The 20,117-nt window shown below is 51.4% G+C and carries 15 protein-coding genes; all 15 read left to right on the forward strand.

Annotated elements, in window-relative coordinates:
* Window positions 1-15: 15 nt before the first annotated feature.
* The gene (locus ACPV3A_RS04060) at window positions 16-1,818 is read left to right on the forward strand and encodes a sensor histidine kinase (RefSeq protein WP_426198249.1); all 1,803 of its coding nucleotides are present in this window, start codon (window positions 16-18) and stop codon (window positions 1,816-1,818) included.
* A gap of 6 nt (window positions 1,819-1,824) precedes the next feature.
* On the forward strand, window positions 1,825-3,378 hold the full coding sequence (locus tag ACPV3A_RS04065) for a response regulator transcription factor (protein ID WP_426198250.1): 1,554 nt from the start codon (window positions 1,825-1,827) through the stop codon (window positions 3,376-3,378).
* A 173-nt stretch (window positions 3,379-3,551) separates the two neighbouring features.
* On the forward strand, window positions 3,552-4,799 hold the full coding sequence (locus tag ACPV3A_RS04070; RefSeq protein WP_426198251.1) for an ABC transporter substrate-binding protein: 1,248 nt from the start codon (window positions 3,552-3,554) through the stop codon (window positions 4,797-4,799).
* A gap of 97 nt (window positions 4,800-4,896) precedes the next feature.
* On the forward strand, window positions 4,897-5,841 hold the full coding sequence (locus ACPV3A_RS04075; protein WP_426198252.1) for a carbohydrate ABC transporter permease: 945 nt from the start codon (window positions 4,897-4,899) through the stop codon (window positions 5,839-5,841).
* 5 nt (window positions 5,842-5,846) lie between these two features.
* On the forward strand, window positions 5,847-6,671 hold the full coding sequence (locus ACPV3A_RS04080) for a carbohydrate ABC transporter permease (protein ID WP_426198253.1): 825 nt from the start codon (window positions 5,847-5,849) through the stop codon (window positions 6,669-6,671).
* A 26-nt stretch (window positions 6,672-6,697) separates the two neighbouring features.
* Window positions 6,698-8,827, forward strand: coding sequence for a beta-glucosidase BglX (gene bglX, locus ACPV3A_RS04085; protein WP_426198254.1), 2,130 nt, complete (start codon window positions 6,698-6,700; stop codon window positions 8,825-8,827).
* Between the two features lie 25 nt (window positions 8,828-8,852).
* Complete coding sequence (locus ACPV3A_RS04090) at window positions 8,853-10,925, forward strand: glycogen debranching N-terminal domain-containing protein (protein ID WP_426198255.1); 2,073 nt, start codon at window positions 8,853-8,855, stop codon at window positions 10,923-10,925.
* Window positions 10,926-11,075: 150 nt separating this feature from the next.
* The gene (locus ACPV3A_RS04095; protein WP_426198256.1) at window positions 11,076-11,546 is read left to right on the forward strand and encodes a DinB family protein; all 471 of its coding nucleotides are present in this window, start codon (window positions 11,076-11,078) and stop codon (window positions 11,544-11,546) included.
* Between the two features lie 231 nt (window positions 11,547-11,777).
* The gene (locus ACPV3A_RS04100) at window positions 11,778-12,629 is read left to right on the forward strand and encodes a serine hydrolase (RefSeq protein ID WP_426198257.1); all 852 of its coding nucleotides are present in this window, start codon (window positions 11,778-11,780) and stop codon (window positions 12,627-12,629) included.
* Window positions 12,630-12,665: 36 nt separating this feature from the next.
* Window positions 12,666-14,090, forward strand: coding sequence for a serine hydrolase (locus tag ACPV3A_RS04105; protein ID WP_426198258.1), 1,425 nt, complete (start codon window positions 12,666-12,668; stop codon window positions 14,088-14,090).
* Window positions 14,091-14,800: 710 nt separating this feature from the next.
* Window positions 14,801-15,355 carry a glycerol-3-phosphate responsive antiterminator gene (locus ACPV3A_RS04110; RefSeq protein WP_426198259.1) on the forward strand — a complete coding sequence of 185 codons (555 nt, stop codon included), beginning with the start codon at window positions 14,801-14,803 and terminating at the stop codon, window positions 15,353-15,355.
* A gap of 300 nt (window positions 15,356-15,655) precedes the next feature.
* Window positions 15,656-16,993 carry an ABC transporter substrate-binding protein gene (locus tag ACPV3A_RS04115; RefSeq protein WP_426198260.1) on the forward strand — a complete coding sequence of 446 codons (1,338 nt, stop codon included), beginning with the start codon at window positions 15,656-15,658 and terminating at the stop codon, window positions 16,991-16,993.
* The gene (locus tag ACPV3A_RS04120) at window positions 16,993-17,949 is read left to right on the forward strand and encodes a carbohydrate ABC transporter permease (RefSeq protein WP_426198261.1); all 957 of its coding nucleotides are present in this window, start codon (window positions 16,993-16,995) and stop codon (window positions 17,947-17,949) included. Before ACPV3A_RS04115 ends, ACPV3A_RS04120 begins: the two co-directional genes overlap by 1 nt.
* Entirely contained in the window at window positions 17,939-18,799 is an 861-nt protein-coding gene (locus ACPV3A_RS04125; protein ID WP_216532773.1) for a carbohydrate ABC transporter permease, read from the forward strand. Before ACPV3A_RS04120 ends, ACPV3A_RS04125 begins: the two co-directional genes overlap by 11 nt.
* 245 nt (window positions 18,800-19,044) lie before the next feature.
* The gene (locus tag ACPV3A_RS04130; RefSeq protein WP_426198262.1) at window positions 19,045-19,764 is read left to right on the forward strand and encodes a glycerophosphodiester phosphodiesterase; all 720 of its coding nucleotides are present in this window, start codon (window positions 19,045-19,047) and stop codon (window positions 19,762-19,764) included.
* Window positions 19,765-20,117 lie beyond the last annotated feature (353 nt).

The following is a 20,117-nucleotide window of genomic DNA, read 5'->3' on the forward strand; positions in this document are numbered from 1 at the left end:
GAGAGAGACACCCTCATGAAGATACTAAAGCAGAAAATGCTTCACTTAAGTCTGGAGAAGAAACTGATTGCGGCGTTCTCCGCCTTCATCATCGTTCCCCTCCTTCTGATCGGCGGCATCGTATCCTGGGTCTACGTGGAAAATAACCGGAATACGATGATTGATGCCGCCGTGGAGAACAACAAGCAAATTATTAAAAATATCGACACCTCCTTACAGCCGCTGCTGCGACTGTCCATGTTCCCGATTCAGGATTCCACGGTGTATGCCATTATGCGCAAGGATTACGGCAAGGTGACGTATCCATTGCTTGAACGGGGGCAGGATTTCGATAAAGTGAACGGCTTGATCCAGAGCGGGATCATGCTGTATTCGGATTTGATTGACTCCGTTGTCATCTACCACGAGAACAGCCAGTCCATTATTGGGCGAAGCAACCGGGAATATATGAACTTTACTTATTTCAAGGAGCAGTTTACCCGCGAGCCTTTTGTCCGGAAGATCCGGGAAGCTTATGGCGGCTTTGTTCCTGTAGGGATTCATCAGGAGCGGCTGCTGTCGACAAAAGGAATGCCGGTCGTGTCGGTGGGCAGGGCCATCTTGGATCCATACACCAAGGAGGATCTCGGTTTTATCCTCTTTAATATTTCGGTGGATAAACTCAAGACGCTGTGGAGCCAGTCGGCATTTTCCGAGAATACGAAATTTTACTTGATCGACGAAACCGATCATATCGTGCACAGCGTCCATCCCGAGGAAATCGGGCTGGCGGCGTCCGAGGTATTGGGGAGCGAATTTCAATATCACGCGGACGGCCAAGTCAACACGCAGATCAATCGGGATACCTACATGATTTCTTCTTCCTCCTCCATGGCGAATTGGAAGGCGGTTACGGTCATTCCGAAGAAGGACCTGTTCTCGATCGTGTACCTGATGGTTGCCATCTTGATCGGCGCATTGATCTTGCTGCTGGTGCTGTCCATTCTGATCTCGGCACGTATCGCGACGACGATCATGAAACCGCTGGCGGTGCTGAACAGCAAAATGAAGCTTGTCTCCCAAGGTCAGCTTGACGTAAGCTTTGATACGAGACAGCACGGCGAAATCGGCGTAATCAGCCATACCGTGGACCAGATGCTGCAGGAAATTCGCGACTTAATCGAACGGATCTATGTGGAGGAAGAGGAGAAGCGGAATTTGGAGATGAATGCGCTGCAGTCGCAGATCCGTCCGCATTTTATATATAACACGCTGAACGTGATCAAGTGGATGGCCAAGATCCAGGGGGCAACCGGCATTGAAGAAGCGCTGCAGGCCTTCTCTTCGGTCATCAAGTTTACGGTGAAAAAAGAAGGCGACTTCGTAACCATTGCGGAGGAAGTCGAATTCATGGAGAACTATACGAAAATCCTCGATTTTCGTTATTTTAATAAATTTGATGTCACGTACGAGGTCGATCCCGCCGTAATGAATCATAGGACCTTGAAGTTTCTGCTGCAGCCTCTTGTGGAGAACGCGGTCTTCCATGGTTTTGAAGGTATCGATTACAAGGGCAACCTTGTGATATCGATTTATGAGGAACTGGACGCGCTGATCATGAAGGTAAGCGATAACGGGCGCGGTTTTCCTGAGGGCGGTCAAGCGAAGCAGGAGCAGGACGGACCGCGGGATACCTTCAACTCGATCGGACTGAACAATATACGGAACCGGATATCCCTTCATTTTGGGCCCGAATACGGCCTGTGGATCATGAGGGGAGAGCATGGCGGAACGGTCGCATGGCTTCGGATTCCGATCATCACAGAAGAAGTAGGGTGATAGCAAATGCGAATACTTATAGTAGATGACGAGCCGCTCGTTCGGATCGGGATCAAATCGGCGATTGACTGGGAAGCCCAGGGCGTGGACATTGTCGGTGAAGCGGGTGACGGTGAAGAAGCGCTCCGCATGATAACGGCAACCGAGCCGGACGTGGTGCTGCTGGATATCAAAATGCCGAAGATGGACGGAATCGAGGTACTCCGGGCGATTAAGGACCGGCAGCTTCCCGTTCAGGCCATTGTGCTGAGCAGCTTCGATGATATGACGTACGTAAAGGAAGCCTTGAAGCTGGGGGCGTTCGATTATTTTCACAAACCCGACATGAATGAACGCGAGCTGACCGCGATGCTGAAAAGCGTCCGGGAGCAGTTTGGAAGCCGCGGGACTCCGGCTCAGACGGGGGCAGGTGCAGTGGGCAACCGGAAGGAGCAGATATTATATGACGCTCTCCACGGCCACGATCATGACCTGCACGAAACGAGACTTAAAGAGGGCAATATGTACGTCGTTCTTTTCAAAATCAGGAATTATCACACGGTCATTCAAAGGTATGCCAAAGAAACTGAATCGATCCTGCCGAATACGGTTCAGAACGTGGTCAGCGAGATTCTGTCGACGGAGAAGGAAGTTGAATATCTTCAGCTGGACGAGCAGTGCAGCGCCGTATTCATCAGCAATAGCGAGTTGAAGAGCCTGCTGGCTTCGTTGACACGTGTCAATAAAATGGTGCAGATGATCAGCTCCGCGCTCAAGCGTTTTGTAAACATCGACATCGTGCTGGGCATCAGCGACTGGTTTGCCGATTTCGGCGGCATTCGGAAGGGCTATGAGCAAGCAGGAACCGCGTTAGCCCATCAATTTTACCACCCGGATACGTCGATCTTTTATTATCAGCATCTGAAGCAGAAGAGTGAGAGTGTCTATAAACAGGCGGATGCCTATTTAAGCCAGATGAAGTCTGCGCTCAGGGAGGACTCGAACGACAGGTTCATGGAGCTGCTGTCCAAGTGGGAGAAGTTTCTGGAGCAGGAAGAATGTATGGAAGAGAAGGATGTCCGTAAGGTATACGAAGGCCTGCTGTTTATGATCGGGGAAAGCAGCGGTACGCCGGGCAGTGCCGTTCAAGAAGATGCAGCGGCTTTTGAGGAGATTCATGATTTTCAGCAGCTGTCGGCTGCGTACCGTGCCTTGTTCGAGGAGCGGTTTAAGAATCGCTACCATCTGGAACATAAGGGATACAGCCAGCTCACGCGCAATATTATGGAATATACGGAGGAGCACTACCCGGAGAGCCTCTCCTTGAAATTATTTGGGGATTTGTTCCACGTCAGTCCGAATTATGTGAGCCGATTGTTTAAGCAAGAGGTCGGTCAGGGCCTGTTCGATTATATTAACGAGCTTCGGATCGAGAAGGCGAAGGTGCTCCTCAAGGACTACCGCTACAAAATTTATGATGTTGCCGAGATGGTAGGATTCAATAATCAGGCCCATTTTGCGATTGTATTTCAAAAATACACGGGCTTTTCTCCTAAACAGTACAGGAAAGAAGAAGTGTGATATTCGAAAAGAAAGTATAATATTTCATAAAAACAATTTTGCCGTGCAAGATATGGATAAAAAAATAGTCAATTTTAAAAAATTAATCATCATTTGATTAATTTTTTTTAATGTCTCGGCTCTTTATCATGAAGGTGTAAGGTAAAACGAAAAGAAACGTGGGGGGTAGCATCATGGGTAAATTGAACAAGAAGTTTTCGGCCATGCTGGTGTTGTGCCTGGCTCTTGTTGTTGGTTTAACCGCTTGCGGCGGCAATAAAAGCGCTGACAATACAGATAACGGGGCTGGAGACGCAACGGAAAAAGTAACGGTGAATTTCGGATTCTGGGGTACGGCACAGGATTTGGAGATTTATCAGAAAGCCGCGGACACCATCTCTGAGCAGTATCCTGATATCGAACTAAAAATTAAACAATATCCAAGCAGTGAGCAATTCTGGAACACGCTTCCGGGTGAAATCGCTGCCGGCGTAGCGCCGGATTTCATTAAAATGTCCAACGAAGGTGCTTACGAATACATCAACAAGGGATTGTTCTCGCCGATTGATGACCTGGTTCAAGCGACGGGCGTGGACATGAGCCGTTTCCCGGACACATCGAAGAACATCTGGAACGTGGATGGCAAGCAATACGGCGTACCGAACAGCGATATGCCGGCGATGTTTTTCATCAACGAGCAAATGTGGAAGGATGCTGGCCTCGGCGAGTACCCAACCACTTGGGATGAAGTGATTGAAGCAGCGAAAGTACTAAACAAAGGCGATGTGAAGGGCATCATCGTGAATCTGGATGCCTTCCATATAACGAACTACGTGAAGAGCTTCGGCGGCGGCTGGGGCAACGGTGAGACCATCAACTCGCCAGAGAACGTAAAAGCGCTGGAAATGATCATCGATATGTATGACCAGGGACTGGCTGTAACTCCTAAATCACTCGGCTTTGGCTGGGACGGCGAAGTATTCAGCAACGAGCAGGGCGCTATGAGTACAGGTGGTTACTGGTACAAAGGTTACCTGAAGGACGCCAATCCGGATCTCAAGATGGTAGCTATTCCGGTTCCGAAAGGCACAACCAACGGAAGCACTATGAGCTCTGACGCTTACATGGTACTGAAAGACGCGAAGAACAAGGAAGCTGCGCTAAAAGCTGCTTATTACATGACAAATGACGACACGCAAACCGCATTCATGGAGCTTGGCTTTAACCCGGCGGTAGCCTCATTGTCCGAGCAGTATTTCGAGAAGAACCCTGAATTCAAGGCGCTGCAGCCTGCGCTGGAGTACAGCACGGACTATGGTTATCCGACGGACACCAAGCGTTTCACGGATGAACTCGTTAAAGAATTGGAAGGCTTGATTCTTGGCGGCTCCGGTAAAACGGCTCAGCAAATTCTCGATGACATTCAAGGTCAGTTCAAATAAGAAAGAGGCAACGCCCGCTCCCGCTCCTTGTTCTCAGGGGAGCGGGAGCCTTTGTTCATGATCCATCCAATTTAAGTTTGGAAGCGGGGGATAACTTATGTCCAATTACAGCAGCAAGCACGCTGATATGAAAGGGAACAAGATCAGGCAATCCTGGTTCCGTTCGTTGGCAGACTCCGACAAGACGCTGGGCTGGTTGTTTACGCTGCCCTTTTTGATTTTGTGGGCATGGTGGTTTCTATATCCATTCATTCAGTCTTTCGTAAGAAGTTTTCAGGATGCGAATTTCGCTGCCTTGGACCAGGCGAAATTCATCGGCTTAGAAAATTATGTCACCATTTTGCAAGATAAAGAATTCTTCCGGGCGCTGCTTCACTCCCTGGAAATCGTGGTCATCTCCATTCCGGTTCAGACCCTTCTGGGTCTGCTCTTGGCGATCCTGGTCAATCAGAAGCTGAAGGGCAAGGGGATATTCCGGACGGTATTCTTCATTCCGTATATCACTTCGCAAATCGCGATCACGACCGTGTTCATGATGCTCTTCAAGCAGGGTACCTTCCTGACGAAATTTTTCGGAGCTTTGGGCTTCGGGAATGTGACATGGTTCGCGGATACCAACTATGCGCTCTTATTCGTATGTATCCTGTTTATCTTCCAGCAAGCCGGCTTCACCATGATTGTGTACTTGTCGGGCCTGCAGGAAATTCCGAAGGATCTGTATGAAGCTGGCGAGATTGACGGAGCGTCCAAGTGGAACAAATTCCGCTACATCACGGTTCCGTTCCTGAAGCCGATCTCGTTCTTTATCGTGTCGGTATCGACGATTGCCGGCTTCCAGATCTATGATCAGATTGCGGCGATTTCACGTTATGGTGCACTCGGTTCGCCAGCGGGCGCTACCAGTACGGTGGTTACGTATTTCTACCAGCACGGGATCCGTTACATGAACATTGGATACGGAAGCGCGGCGGTGGTGCTGTTCTTCATGATCATCATGCTGATTACGTACCTGCAAAAAAAATTCCTGGATGAGAAGGAGTGAGAGTAATGTTGACCCGTACGAATAACGGTCGGCCGTTTCTGTACATCGGCACGATTATCCTGGGGCTCTTATTCGCCCTTCCATTTCTCTATACCATCTATACGTCCGTCATCCCGATGCGCCATGTCAATACCCTGACGTCGCCGGCCAACTGGACGTTCGAGAACTTCAAAATCTTCTTCACGAACGATGCGTACAACGTGCCGAGATGGTTCTTGAACACCGTAATCATGACCGGTGTCGTTGTCATCGGGAACCTGATCATTAACCCGATGGCCGGCTTTGCGCTGGCCAAGCTGAATTTCAAGGGAAAAGGACTGATATACTGGATCGTCGTGGCCACCATGATGGTGCCTTACCATATGATCCTGATCCCGGTATACGTGAACGTGGCGCAGCTCGGATGGCTGAACACGTTCTGGGGATTGACGGTTCCATTCCTGTATCAAGGTCTGTACATCTTCATGCTCCGCCAGTTCTTCATCTCGGTGCCGAACGAGTTCCTGGAAGCTGCACGGATGGATGGCCTGACGAAGATGGGGGCTTTCTGGCGGATCGTGTATCCGCTGGCCCGTTCATCGCTGATTACGATGTCGATTCTTGCTTTTGCCGGAACCTGGAACAGTTATCTTGTTCCGAGCACGCTTGCGAATACGCCGGAAATGTATGTGCTGGTAGTGGGCCTAAACAGCGTGAAGGATATGTTCTTCGAGAATACGCCGATGATTATGGCCGGGGTCGTGTTGTCCACGCTGCCGATCATCCTGTTCTTCTTCCTGTTCCAGCGCCAATATATCGAGGGAATTTCGAACGCCGGCGTCAAAGGTTGATATAGAAGCATCGGGAGGGATTAAACATGGATAACGTGGAACAGCGTGCGAAGGATCTGCTCGCGCAGATGACCTTGGCCGAGAAGATCGGCCAGACGGTGCAGTACGGCCGGTGCGAGGAACGGGAACTGAAGCTGGTTGCCGAAGGCAAGATCGGGTCGCTGCTGAATGTGCATGGTCCGCAAAAGATCAATGAGCTGCAGCGGCTGGCCGTGGAGGAAACGAGGCTGGGGATTCCCCTTCTCATCGGGGATGACGTCATTCACGGTTTTCGTACCATCTTTCCGATTCCGCTCGGCGAGGCCGCCAGCTGGGATCTCGAAGGGATGGAGAAGAACGCCCGCATTGCGGCAGTAGAGGCGGCAGCGGAAGGCATTCGCTGGACCTTCGCCCCGATGGTGGACATTACGCGGGACCCCCGGTGGGGCCGTATCGCGGAAAGCACCGGGGAGGATGCTTATCTCTCTTCTCTGGCCGCTGCCGCGAAGGTCAGAGGATTTCAAAGTCCGAATGAGGAGGGCTGCCCGACGGTAGCGGCATGCGTGAAGCATTTTGCGGGCTATGGCTGGATTGAAGGCGGCCGGGACTACGACACGACGGACATGTCGGAGCGGACGCTGCGGGAAACCGTGCTGCCGCCGTTTGAGCACGGGATTCGGGTAGGAGCTCTGTCCGTGATGAGTGCTTTCACCGAATTGAACGGCGTTCCGGCTTCCGGAAGCCGCTATCTGCTGCGGGATATATTGAAGCAGGAATGGGGCTTTGAGGGTATGGTAGTCAGCGACTGGGAGTCGATCGAAGAGCTGATCTACCATGGCTATGCGGAAGACCGGAAGGATTCCGCGCTGAAGGGATTGAACGCCGGCGTCGATATGGACATGCATTCCGGCGTCTATCTCGATCATCTGGAGGCGCAGATCCAGGATCACCCTGAGCTGCTTAAGCTGTTGGATGATGCGGTTCTCCGCATATTACGGGTGAAAATCCGCCTCGGATTGTTCGAGAACCCGTATGTAAGCGAAGAAGCCGAAGAAGCGGGTGATTCGCTAAAAGGGCGAGCCATTCCAGCGGCGCATCTGGCCCAGGCCAGGGACAGCGCCCGGAAATCGATCGTGCTCCTGCAGAACAACAGCGGAGTTTTGCCGCTGGATACAGGTAAGCACAAGAAGCTGGCGCTGATCGGGCCGCTGGCGGATGACCGCCACAATTCGATGGGGTGCTGGGCATGGAAAGGCCGTGAGGAGGACGTTGTCACGGTATGGGATGCTTTCCAAATGGAAATCGCACCCAAAGCCGAGGTGTTCTATGAGCAAGGCAGCGGCATTCTGGAGGAGCTGGATGGCGGAGTCGAGCGGGCTGTGAAGCTTGCCAGACAGTGCGATGTCGCCGTGGTCGTTGTGGGCGAATCCGAAGCGATGACCGGCGAGCATTACAATGTGACCTCCATTACGCTTCCGCCCTGCCAGGAGCGTCTGATTCAGGAGCTGAAGCGTCAGACCGACACACCGATCGTCGTCGTGCTGATGAACGGACGTCCGCTTGCCACTCCATGGCTGCATGAACATGCGGATGCCGTAGTTGAGGCTTGGCATCTGGGAACCACCACTGGTCTTGCGCTTGCGGACATGCTGACCGGCGATTATAATCCAAGCGGTCGCCTGCCGGTTACCGTTCCGCGTGCTACCGGTCAAATTCCGATGTATTACAACCGGAAGAATACCGGGCGTCCTCATTTATACGAAGATTATATCGATTGCGACGATTCTCCGCTGTACCCCTTCGGGTACGGCCTCAGTTATACAACGTTTGAATACACGGATTTACAGCTGGATCGCCAACAAATCGGCCGGGACGAGACCGTGCATGTATCCGTGAGCATAACGAATACCGGCTCCAGAGCCGGCGAGGAAACCGCGCAGCTCTACATCCGCGACTTGGTGGCAAGCTCAACCCGGCCGGTCAAAGAGTTGAAGGGATTCCGCAAGGTACAGCTGCAGCCGGGCGAAAGCCGGACGGTGCATTTTACGCTGGGGCGTGAGGAGCTGGGGCTCCTGGATGAGAGGCTTGCGTTTACGGTCGAGCCCGGAAAGTTCCATGTCTGGGTCGGACCGCATTCGGAAGAAGGATTGCAGGCTGAGCTTGTGGTCGTTGAATAAACCGGAATAGAAGGGAGATTTAAGCATGGACTACCGCGTAATTAAAGAAGGGGATGTATTCTTTCTGACCGGGCTTAATGGAGATATCGTCTTGGGGGATGATCAAGGCCATGGTTTGTATACGAAGGATACGCGTTTCCTGAGCCGCATGGAGCTGTTCATCGACGGCGAGAAGCCTTCACTCCTGTCCTCTACGGGCGACAAGAGTTATGTGGCATCCTTCCGCCTCATGAAGGATGCCAAGGATGAAGGGGCGATTGAAGTACTTCGGGAGCGTTTCATCTATAATGGCATCCTGTACGAGCGCTGTACTTTGACCAATTATTTTGTGACGGATTCGAATATCGAGTTCACGGTCTCCTTTGATGCCGATTTTCAGGATATGTTCTTGGTGCGTAAATACCGTACCGGGGAAGTTGGTAAGATGGAGGGAATTCAAATAGGGGATCAGGATATGACGCTGGCCTATGTCGGTGCCGACAACCTGAGAAGGCAGACACGCATTGCTTGGGATGCGGACGACGGCAAAGCGGATGATACCGGCACGGTTTCATTCTTTTTGTCCCTGGAAGCCAAAGAGCATAAGGTCATTACCTTCTTCGTCACGCCGATGACGGAGCAGCTTTCCGCCACGGCGCCGTTGACCTATGAAGAAGGGCTGAAGAAACTCGAAGCCTCCTATGAAGCTTGGTACGCGAACAGCTCCCGGGTCCAGTCGGATTCCGCGTTGTTCAGCGGCTTGTACCAGAGAGGATTGCAGGATCTGCGTATGCTGACGACCGACGTGGGCTTTGGCGATATAACGGTTGCCGGACTGCCATGGTTCGCGGTTCCGTTCGGCAGAGACAGCTTGATCACGGCACTGTTCATGCTTCCTGTGAACCCGGAGCTTGCCAAAGGAACCTTGAGAACGCTGGCGGCTTATCAAGGCGAGAAGACGGACCCTTGGCGGGATGAGCAGCCGGGCAAAATCATGCATGAGATTCGCTATGGAGAGCTGGTCATGACGAATCAGTCCCCATTCTCGCCGTACTACGGCACCATCGATTCCACGCCGTTGTTCCTGGCGCTGATCGGCGAGTACTACCGCTGGACGGGCGATCTTTCTCTTGCGGAGGAGCTCAAGCCGAACATGCTGCGGGCACTGGATTATATCGACTCCGCGCTTGAAGCGGGATCGGGCTTCATGGCCTACAAGCAGGAAGCCGAGAAGGGCTTCCCGAACCAGGGCTGGAAGGACTCCGCCAACTCGATCATTCATGAGAACGGCGAGTATGCGGAATCGCCGATCGCGTTGTCGGAGGTTCAGGGATACGTGTATCAAGCGAAGCAATCGCTGGTACCCGTCTTCGCGGAGCTGGGAGAGCCGGAACTGGCCCGCAAGCTGGAAATGGAAGCCGATGAGCTTCGCGTCCGCTTCGAAGCGGCCTTCTGGATGGAGGATGAGCAGTGTTACGCCATCGCTTTGGATAAGGATCAACGCCAGGTACGCAGCGTGACCTCGAATCCCGGACATCTGCTCATGAGCGGCTTGCCGGAAGAGCGTCGTGCGAAGTCACAATCCGAGCGGATGCTCCGAAGCGACATGTTTAACGGATACGGCATCCGCACGATGAGCACAGACTCCACCGGATATTATCCGATGAGTTACCACAACGGCAGCGTATGGCCGCATGACAATGCGATGATCCTGCTGGGACTCGGCAAGCAGGGTTTCAAGGACGAGGCGGACAGGGTGATTTCCGGCCTGCTGCAGGCTTCGGCTCATTTTGAGTACCAGCGTCTGCCGGAGCTGTTCTGCGGGCATGATGCGAAGCTGGGCCATCCTGTTCCGTACCCGACGACCTGTTCGCCGCAGGCTTGGGCGGCGGGAACCTCGATTATCTTCCTGCAGGCCATGCTCGGATTGTATCCGAATGCGGCGAAGAAGGAAATCGCGTTGTCCCCGTTCCTTCCGGAAGGGATGAACGTACTGAAGGCCGAACGGATTGCGATCGGAAGCGGGCACCTGTCCGTGAGGGTTATACGCGAAGCGAACGGCAGCACGTTGGGCGTGAAGGTGCTTGAGAATACAACCGGATTTGATCTGGTTGGCTGATCCTTCACCAGATTTGCTTCGGAACAACCTGACGCTTAACTTTTTAGGGTCAGGTTGTTTTTTGTTGAAATATTAGGAACGTATGTTCTATAATGATGAAGCGAGTTTGAACGTATAAGTGTTTTATACATACCAGATTGGAGAGAACCTATGAATTCCTATTGTACATATGCATTGCATCAAATCGAGGTGGCTGTCATCTCTGTTGTTGCGATTATCGACAGGCTGGATGAATCAGATTTGCTCGTTCAACCGACAGAAGACAAGCATTCCGTTGGAGAGCTGCTCAAGCATATTGCAGTGATCTGCCGGGCTGATTTTTACATATCGGGCGGGGCCACACAAGAGGAGATGGACGCTTATTATGAGGGCGTCTCGTTAAATAATCTGAAAGATATACAGGCCGAATTGTTAAGCAGCTATTCACATTTGGAGCAGGCATTCAGAGACATGACGGAAGAAGAGCTCCATCAAGAGATGACTTCCTACTGGGGCGTTACCTATTCAAGGTATGAATGGCTGCTTGAAATCGTCGCCCATCTGTATCACCATCGAGGGCAGCTACATGCGATGCTGGTTCACTGTAACGGGAAGGACCCGAAGGTACCGTTATTTGAATAGCCATGAGCGCTCTATCTTTCCCGACCCGAATTCTGTTTCCGGAATTCGGGTTTTGTTTGTTTATAGATTTATATGTTATTATATCTTACACGAAATCGAAATTATTAATATAATTTCATTAAATTTATTTAAGTAGTGTTAATATTATTTACATTAATATATAATAATCCTCAATATAGTGTTTTTTATGTGAATGTAATTAACATTTAAGTCGATGAGGAGTGATTCGGCATGTCCAGATTAACCGGAGTTTTTTTCAAAAGCACGCTTGCCATTATCCTAATAACGACGACTTGCTTTGTCTCCTTGGGGCAAGTCCCCCGAGCTTGGGCAGCCGGGGAACAAAGCGGCAACCTGAGCCGGTTGGAATCCGTTCTCCGGCCCATTGTGAAAGCCGCAGCGGAAGACGGGATCGAGCTGTACGTCGGAGTCCAGGATCTTAGCGGTACATATGGCGGCGGGAAGATTCAGGCGGGATCATCGAATGTTTACTATGCGGCCAGCACCATCAAAATGGCCATCGTAACAGCACTGATGCAGGATATTGAAGCAGGGGAATACGCGCTGGAGCAGACCGTCCAGGTTAAACCGGAGCAGGTTGTAGGCGGAGCCGGTTCGCTCAAGGATGGAAAGTTCCCTCAGGAGATCACGATCGAGCGTTTAGCGGGGCTGATGATTACGCAATCCGATAATACGGCAACCAATGCCCTGATTGATCTCCTTGGGTTCGAGCGTATTAATGCTTTAATAGATGAACAGGGATTTGAAACCATGCAGCTGGGCCGGAAAATGATGACGCCCGCAAAATCCCCTGCTGCTGATAATTATGTCAACGGGGAGGAGTTGCTGACGCTCCTGGAGAGAATTTATGCTGGTGAGATCGTATCCGCCCAATCGCGGGATCAGATCCTGGCCTGGATGAAGGCGCAGGAAGTGAAGACCAAATTCGGCGCAGCGCTGCCCGGCAAGCCGATTGCCCACAAAACGGGGGAACTGGGCGATGTCAGCCATGACATCGGATATTTTCTCGTCCCCGGACGCGAGGTTGCCGTCACGGTATTAACCAAAGTCACCAAGCCGTAGGATGCGGGCAAAGCCCAGGAACTGGGCAACCCGGTTGTGCAGCGCGCGGCCAAAGCGGTGTATAACTTCTTGTTGGATACGCCGGCTGAAGTCGTATCGGCGGACGCATGGCCGGCCTTGTCGTTAGCCGTAAATCCCATCATTCAAGAAGCCGAAGACAAGGGAATTAGGGTATCCGTAGGCTTGAAGGATCTAAGCGGTAAGCCTGGCGACCGGGAGCTGCTCCTGGGATCTCGCCAATCCTATATGCCTGCGAGCACCATCAAGATGGCGCTTGTATCGGCTTTGATGAAGGAAGTGGACGCCGGCAGGTTAACCTTGGAACAGAAGGTAAAAGTGGAGCAGGAAGATGTCGTTGGCGGAACAGGCTCCTTGCAAAAGGAAACATTTCCGCAGGATATAACCATCGAACGATTGGCAAGGCTGATGATCACCCAGTCGGATAATACGGCTACGAACGTACTGATTGACGTGGTCGGATTGGATAAGGTCCAGGCTCTGATGGATGAACTCGGCCTTGATGTCATGCATCTGGGGCGCAAAATGTTCGCGGCTGCCCCTACGCCGGAGCAGGACAACTATATTAATGCGGAGGATTTGGTCCATCTGCTTGCCAACATTCATTCAGGCGAATTCTTGTCCGATAACTCTCGTGATCAGATCATCGACTGGATGAAAGCCCAGGAGGTGGACACCAAGTTCGGTGCGGCTCTGCCCGATGCGCCGATTGCCCATAAAACCGGGGAGAATGCCAATGTGACTCATGATGCCGGATATTTTCTACTGCCCGGCAGGGAAATCGCGATTTCGGTACTGACCGAAGTCACGACGACCAGCAGTTTTGATGAAGCCCAGGCTATCGGAAATCCAGTGGTGCAAGAGATTGCGAAGGCTGTTTATCAAGCGCTGGAATACGAGATGACGCTCACGGATGTGCCGGATGATCACTGGGCAGGGCCTTATATTGAGGGGGCAGCGACGGCTTCCTTGGTGAAGGGAACCTCGGATACGACCTTCGCGCCCGAGCGTCCGATCAGTCGTGCAGAGGTGACCTCCATGCTTGTTCGATCCCTTCAACTGGAGCCCGCCCTGGTCTCTCCTCAATTCAGGGACGTTCCCGGGGACCGGTGGTATTCCGCCGATGTGGCAGCGGCTTATTCTTCCGGCATCGTCAGCGGACGGAATGACGGCATCTTTGATCCACAAGGTCCCATTAGCCGTGCAGAGCTGGCTGCGATGATAATCCGTGCTTACGAGTATGTGCATGGCCCGCTGGCTGGATACGAGGATGTACTTCCTTTTAAGGATGTGAACGAGATACGGGACTGGTCCAGAGAGCCGATTCTGAAGGCGGTCCAATTAGGTTTCTTGAACGGTTACAGCGACGATACCTTCCGTCCGGACAGAACGGCATCAAGGGCAGAAACCCTTAAGATGATTGTGCAACTTCTCAGCAAATAAGGCCCTTGGTTTTATAAGCATTCGAGGCGCCGAGCACAGCGCGTTTTCCGACGAGTCTTTGACTTCTTTTCTCATACTGATTTCCGTCATTACACGCTTCGAGAGAGGTTGGCGGCGGTATTATCTGAAGTAACTAAATACCGGATGAGGTTTAGTCACACGGCAAGCTGCAGGCCTAGCTTTTTCAAGGCGGCCTGCAGCATATTCCGTTTTCCAATGAGCATCTACCCCAGCTGTGCGGTTGACCAAAAGGACGTACGATTGCAGCTTCGGAACAAGTAAGGGCAGTAATTTCACATGAATCTGCAAGATGGTGATCGCAGGCTCTTTGAGTGGTTGCACAATCATAGAATCTGGTGTTTTGCCATGATATTTGTTACATTGAATTGATATTCTTTTAAATTCGACAAAATAATACAAATTTCGCTATAGACTACGGCTAAATCATTCCTCTATGATAGATATTAAATAGTTTGGCAAGCTATTGTGAAAGCGCTATCCTGATCTTCGCTGAACCGAATGATCCTAAGTCTAGGGGGAATCCACCAAACCAGGGGACATAGCAGAATCTGTTATCTGAATGGTAAGCGCATACATGATGTATCGAAGCCTTGATGAGTGCCGTTAACACAGATTTTACATATCGTTAATACTCTCATGATCCTATCGCCTTACCATAAGAGTGTTCGGTAAAAGGGGGACACGCACTCATGGCAGAACAAAGGACACGGCGTCTTCCCGTAATCGCTTCGATTACCAAGCTGGAACAGATCGATGCGGCTGTGAACAGCACGGTGGTACGGGTGGACCTGATGACAGGCGATATCTTGAAACTCAGGGATATCGTGAATCGACTTCACTCCTCAGGCAAAAAAGTGTTTGTTCATCTGGAGATGGTAAGCGGCATTGGCCGGGATAATTCGGCTGTGCAGTATTTGGCCGATTCGTACAAGATCGACGGGATCATTACGACGAAGACGAATACGGTATTGGCTTCGCGCCAAGCGGGCATTAGCTCGATACAGCGAGTGTTTGCCATTGATACGACAGCTTTAAGAACCGCAGTGAAAATGATCGGACAAGCCCGTCCGGATGAGGTGGAATTAATGCCGGGACTCATGCCCCGCGTAATCCGCGACCTGAAGAAGGAAATTCACTGTCCGCTTATTGTGGGAGGTTTTTTACGAAGCGAGGAAGATATCTATGAGGCGCTGGCAAACGGTGCAGACCTCGTATCTACAGGAGATACGCGTTTTTGGACATAAGGTTCCCTGTACGGTGATGGATTAACTATAATTACATATTTGCTAGGGGTGGAGACGATGAGATAACCCGAGTAGCAGCTACTTTAGCTTTTATAGGAGGTGGTAGCTCTTAGGTTGCGCTCTTTTTGACGTCTCTATTTTTGTGCGCTTTTTAAGGGGGAGACGGGTTGATTGGATGGGAGATTTCCCTCATTCCTTTAGGATCCGCGTGCCGTTGAACCGGCCATTTTGTTGAAGTGGATAGACAGCAGTGATGAAGATGAATGATGAGTAGATTCGAAAGGGGACAATTGATCATCTATGAAAAAGAAATCATGGTTGTTAATGTTACTGACCATATTTATGGTTATTACCACGGCTTGCGGAGGCGGCGGTGGAAGTGAAAGTGCCGGAGGAGAGGTTTCACTCGACGATGTGGAAGCCGCTTCGATGGATATGAAGAATGATACAACACCTGTCAAAATCCAGTACTGGCATGCCCACGCGGATGCTCAACTGGAAGGCTTGAACTACATGATCGCAGAATTCCAGAAGAAGTACCCGCATATTACGGTAGAGCCGGTGTTCCAGGGCGGCTATCCTGATCTTCACAAAAAATTATCGGCTGCAGTGGCTGCGAATGACGTGCCGGCTGTAACGAATGTTGAGGTCGCGTCCCTGCCTAACTTTGCGGACAGCGGTGTGTTCTCTGATTTGGGCCCATGGATTAAGCGCGATGAAGTGAAGATGGACGATTTCGCCAAAGGGATGCTGAATGCATATGCATACAATGGCAAGCAATATGGGTTCCCTCTGATCGTTAGTACCAGTGTGTTTGTATACAACAAAACGATGCTGGACGAGCTGGGTGTAGAGCCGCCGCAGAAGTGGGATGAGATCGAGGACTTTAATGCGAAGGTAACGAAAAAAGAAGGCGACAAAACGACGCGTTATGCCTTCTCCGTTCCAGGCTGGGATACGTGGTATTACGATCCGTGGAACATTAACGGCGGCGGACAAATCCTGACCGAGGACCTGAGTGCTTCGGCCGTTGAGAATGAAGAGTCGCTTCGTTATCTTCAGAACTTCTACAAATGGCAAAATGAAGGCCACATGCATATGGGCTTCGGGAAGGGCGCGTCCGATAATATGCGCCAAATGTTCCTGGGCGGCGAGATCGCCATGGTTCAGCATTCATCGGCTTTGCTCAAGATGTACCGCGAGAATGCGGACTTTGAGGTTGGCGTATCCTTTATCCCTGGCGATAAAGTGCGGACCTCCAACATTGGCGGCGCGGGGATCGTCATGATGGACGGTGCCGAGGATCTGGAGAAAGAAGCGGCTTGGAAATTTATCGAGTTCATGACTTCGGCGGAGCAAAACATTAAGTGGGCTGAATCCGTTGGATACCTGCCGACAAGAAAATCCGCAATCGAGTCTGAGGAAGGCAATCAATATTTCGAAAGATGGCCGCAATACAGAGCGGTATACGAGCATTTTGATGAAGTAACGCCGCGCCTGCAGCACCCGGCTTACCCTGAATTCAGCGAAGTTTATAAAGAAGTCGTAGGGGAAATGGTGCTGAACAAAAAAGATCCGACACCACTTATGCAGGATGCAGCCAAGAAGATCAACGATATTCTGGCTGACTATGAGTGATGCCTATGGAGACCAATAAACAAGTGACAAAGGCGGCGTCCAATCGGGCGACCGCTTCGGTCTCTAAACGGATGTCTCATACGTTGATCGAAAAGTGGAAGGACTTTTCGTTCGCGGTTCCGGCGTTGTTATTCATGGGCGTGTTTTTGTATTATCCCCTGGGCTATTCCGTGTACATTAGTTTTACGAACTGGAACATGACAAGGCCCGTGAAGAAGTTCGTAGGTGTTGATAACTATACGCGCTTGCTGTCGAACTCGGATTTCTATCACTCCTTGAAGGTCACGTTCTTGTATACCGTGATGGACGTTGTATTCACGCTTGTCATCGGACTGCTGCTGGCGTTGCTGCTCAACGTGTCGTCGTCACGGTTGTTCGGATTCATGCGCGGCGTCATTTTTATGCCCTATTACATCTCGATGGTTGTCGCGGCCATGGTATTTACATGGATTTACAATGGACAATACGGGCTATTGAATTCCATTGTTTCCTGGTTCGGCATGGAGCCGGTCGAATGGCTGACCAATCCTTCGACGGCACTGCCGGCGCTGGTTGCCGTTTCGGTCTGGAAGGGCGTTGGCTTTGCGATGATCCTCTTTATTGCAGGCATGCGCGGGATTCCGGCCGAGTATTATGAGGCAGCTTCGATTGATGGAGCCAGCAAGCTGCGTCAGTTCCGCAACATTACGCTGCCGCTCTTGTCGCCTATGACCCTGTTTTTGGTCATCACCAGCTTTATCTCCTCCATGCAGGTGTTCCAGTCGATCGACGTCATGACGGGCGGCGGTCCGCTCAAGGCAACGAATGCGATTGTGTACTGGATCTATACGATGGCCTTTGATGAATTCAAAACAGGAAGAGCCTCGGCGCTTGTCATGATTCTGTTTGTAATCATATTGCTGTTAACATTGGTACAATGGGTGGTCAGCAGGAAGAAGGTGCACTATGAAGGATAATTATATGGCTGGATCCGCCAAGAACCGGAAGACCATGATGACGCTCCGCGTGATCGGAGCCGTGATCGTGACCCTCGTCATGTTCTTTCCGGTGTATTGGCTGCTGATCAGCGCGCTCAAGACGCAGTCCGAGATGCGGATGGCCGTTCCTACATTCTGGCCGGAAACCTTTGCCTGGCAGAACTTTGCCGAAGCCTTCCGGGTTATCCCTTACGCCCGGTTCTTCGGCAATACCTTGCTCATGGCGGTCGGCACCATTATTCTGCAGCTGAACGTGGCGCTCATGGCCGCTTATGCATTCGCGAAGGGGAAGTTCTGGGGACGGGACGCTCTGTTTCTGTTAGTGCTTGCTGCGTTGATCGTTCCGGAACAGGTGATTTTCGTTCCCGTGTACGTCATGATGTCCAAGCTCGATTGGCTGAACACCTTCTGGGCGCTTATCGTACCTCACGGGGCGTCCGCCTATGCGATATTCCTGCTCCGGCAGGCGTTCAAATCGATTAACAACGACGTGCTGGAAGCGGCACGCGTGGATGGAGCCGGTCGGTTCTCCATTCTGTACAAGCTGTTGTTCCCGATGGCGATGCCGACGATCGTCACCATGGGCGTGCTGATCTTCATTTCGTCCTGGAACTCGTATTTCTGGCCGCTGATCATGACCAACAACAACGACATGCGCGTGCTTACGGTAGGTATTGCGATGCTGCGGGATTCCATCGCCGGAAATGAAGCGATGTTCTTCAATGTCATTATGGCGTCCAGCGTCATGGCGATTATCCCGATCGTGCTGGTCTTTACGGTCATGCAGAAGCATATTGTGGCCGCGATGGCGAATTCGACGTTTAAATAACATCATAACCGAATGATGCGGTATTCAAGACGGCATGGAAACGGTGGGCATGGATACACCGCTATGCCGTCTCTCTGTAATTCTCCCGAAGGTTATGATCTGCTGCAGACAGCAGGGATCGGAAAGTTCATGGCGAACAGTCCTATAGAGCTTCAAATAGCACCCCGATTACGTAAGTCAGTCCGTTACCGTAAGATACTGGCGTGATCGAGGCCATCAATCGACTAGATATGGAGGAATTGCACATGGAAGTACGTGGATTGGCTCATAGAGGGTATCCGCTGAAATACCCGGAGAACACGATGCTGGGCTTTCAGAAAGCGTTGGAGCTTGGCTTCTCGCACCTGGAGCTGGATGTCCAGCTGACGAAGGACGGCGTGCCTGTTGTGATTCATGATGCGACGGTAAACCGGACGACTAACGGAACAGGGGCAATCAATGCCTTCACGCTGGAGGAAATACGCAAGCTGGATGCAGGTTCAGGAGAAGTGATTCCCACGCTGGAGGAAGCACTGCGTTTTGCCAAGGATCGGATGATCGTTGACATTGAGCTGAAGCAGATGGGGGATACCTACCCCGGCCTGGAACAGAAGGTCATTGACGTGATTAAGGATACGGGCATGGAGAAGCAGGTGTTCCTCACCTCCTTCGATCATTATTCCATTGAACGGGCACGCTCCCTGGATCCTGACATTGAGCTGGGCCTTGTGATTTATGGAGCTACGCCATCGGTGTTCCCTTATCTGGAGAAGATCGGGGCTCGTTATGTGTCCGTCAAATATGTGTACGTGACTCCTTCATATATGGAGGAGGCGCGCAAGCGGGGCATCCAGCTCATTGTCTGGACGCCGGACGATGAGGCTGTACTGGCATCTCTTGCCCAATACCCTGAGCTCTTGATCGTTACGAACAATCTGGAGGGCTGGGCCAGAGTATACAAGGAGAAGATTGCGCTGAACGCGTAACGGCTCCAGAAAAACTGATGCGCAAGCTGGGGTGATATGTACAAGGCGCCGCTTGCATTTATAAGGTTAGGGGAAACGCCCGTTGACGGTCCCTGGAGTCGGCAGGTGTATGTATAAAAGGATCTGTCCTGGTCTTGGAGCGGGGGCAGGTCCTGTTTTTAATTAATGGGTTAAATATCTGATATCCTGCGTGTTTCTGCTGCTTATACTAGCGGACCATGCGGCGGGCTTTATTCGGATTGCCGAATTTGAAAATTTAATGAAAGTTTTCAGTTGACCTGCGGACAATTGTCCGTTAGAATAAAAAACGCATTACCGGACAATTGTCCGTATACAGAGATAAGGGAGGATAA

This window comes from Paenibacillus sp. Dod16 (genome assembly GCF_049893405.1).
Classification (GTDB): Bacteria; Bacillota; Bacilli; order Paenibacillales; family Paenibacillaceae; genus Paenibacillus_AQ.

Bases quoted from the DNA above. Each gene is read 5' to 3' on its own strand.
- ACPV3A_RS04075 (WP_426198252.1), top strand. From the start codon at position 4,897: ATGTCCAATTACAGCAGCAAGCACGCTGATATGAAAGGGAACAAGATC.
- ACPV3A_RS04060 (WP_426198249.1), top strand. From the start codon at position 16: ATGAAGATACTAAAGCAGAAAATGCTTCACTTAAGTCTGGAGAAGAAA.
- ACPV3A_RS04080 (WP_426198253.1), top strand. From the start codon at position 5,847: ATGTTGACCCGTACGAATAACGGTCGGCCGTTTCTGTACATCGGCACG.
- ACPV3A_RS04120 (WP_426198261.1), top strand. From the start codon at position 16,993: ATGCCTATGGAGACCAATAAACAAGTGACAAAGGCGGCGTCCAATCGG.
- ACPV3A_RS04095 (WP_426198256.1), top strand. From the start codon at position 11,076: ATGAATTCCTATTGTACATATGCATTGCATCAAATCGAGGTGGCTGTC.
- ACPV3A_RS04125 (WP_216532773.1), top strand. From the start codon at position 17,939: ATGAAGGATAATTATATGGCTGGATCCGCCAAGAACCGGAAGACCATG.
- ACPV3A_RS04070 (WP_426198251.1), top strand. From the start codon at position 3,552: ATGGGTAAATTGAACAAGAAGTTTTCGGCCATGCTGGTGTTGTGCCTG.
- ACPV3A_RS04100 (WP_426198257.1), top strand. From the start codon at position 11,778: ATGTCCAGATTAACCGGAGTTTTTTTCAAAAGCACGCTTGCCATTATC.
- bglX (WP_426198254.1), top strand. From the start codon at position 6,698: ATGGATAACGTGGAACAGCGTGCGAAGGATCTGCTCGCGCAGATGACC.
- ACPV3A_RS04130 (WP_426198262.1), top strand. From the start codon at position 19,045: ATGGAAGTACGTGGATTGGCTCATAGAGGGTATCCGCTGAAATACCCG.
- ACPV3A_RS04090 (WP_426198255.1), top strand. From the start codon at position 8,853: ATGGACTACCGCGTAATTAAAGAAGGGGATGTATTCTTTCTGACCGGG.
- ACPV3A_RS04110 (WP_426198259.1), top strand. From the start codon at position 14,801: ATGGCAGAACAAAGGACACGGCGTCTTCCCGTAATCGCTTCGATTACC.
- ACPV3A_RS04065 (WP_426198250.1), top strand. From the start codon at position 1,825: ATGCGAATACTTATAGTAGATGACGAGCCGCTCGTTCGGATCGGGATC.
- ACPV3A_RS04115 (WP_426198260.1), top strand. From the start codon at position 15,656: ATGAAAAAGAAATCATGGTTGTTAATGTTACTGACCATATTTATGGTT.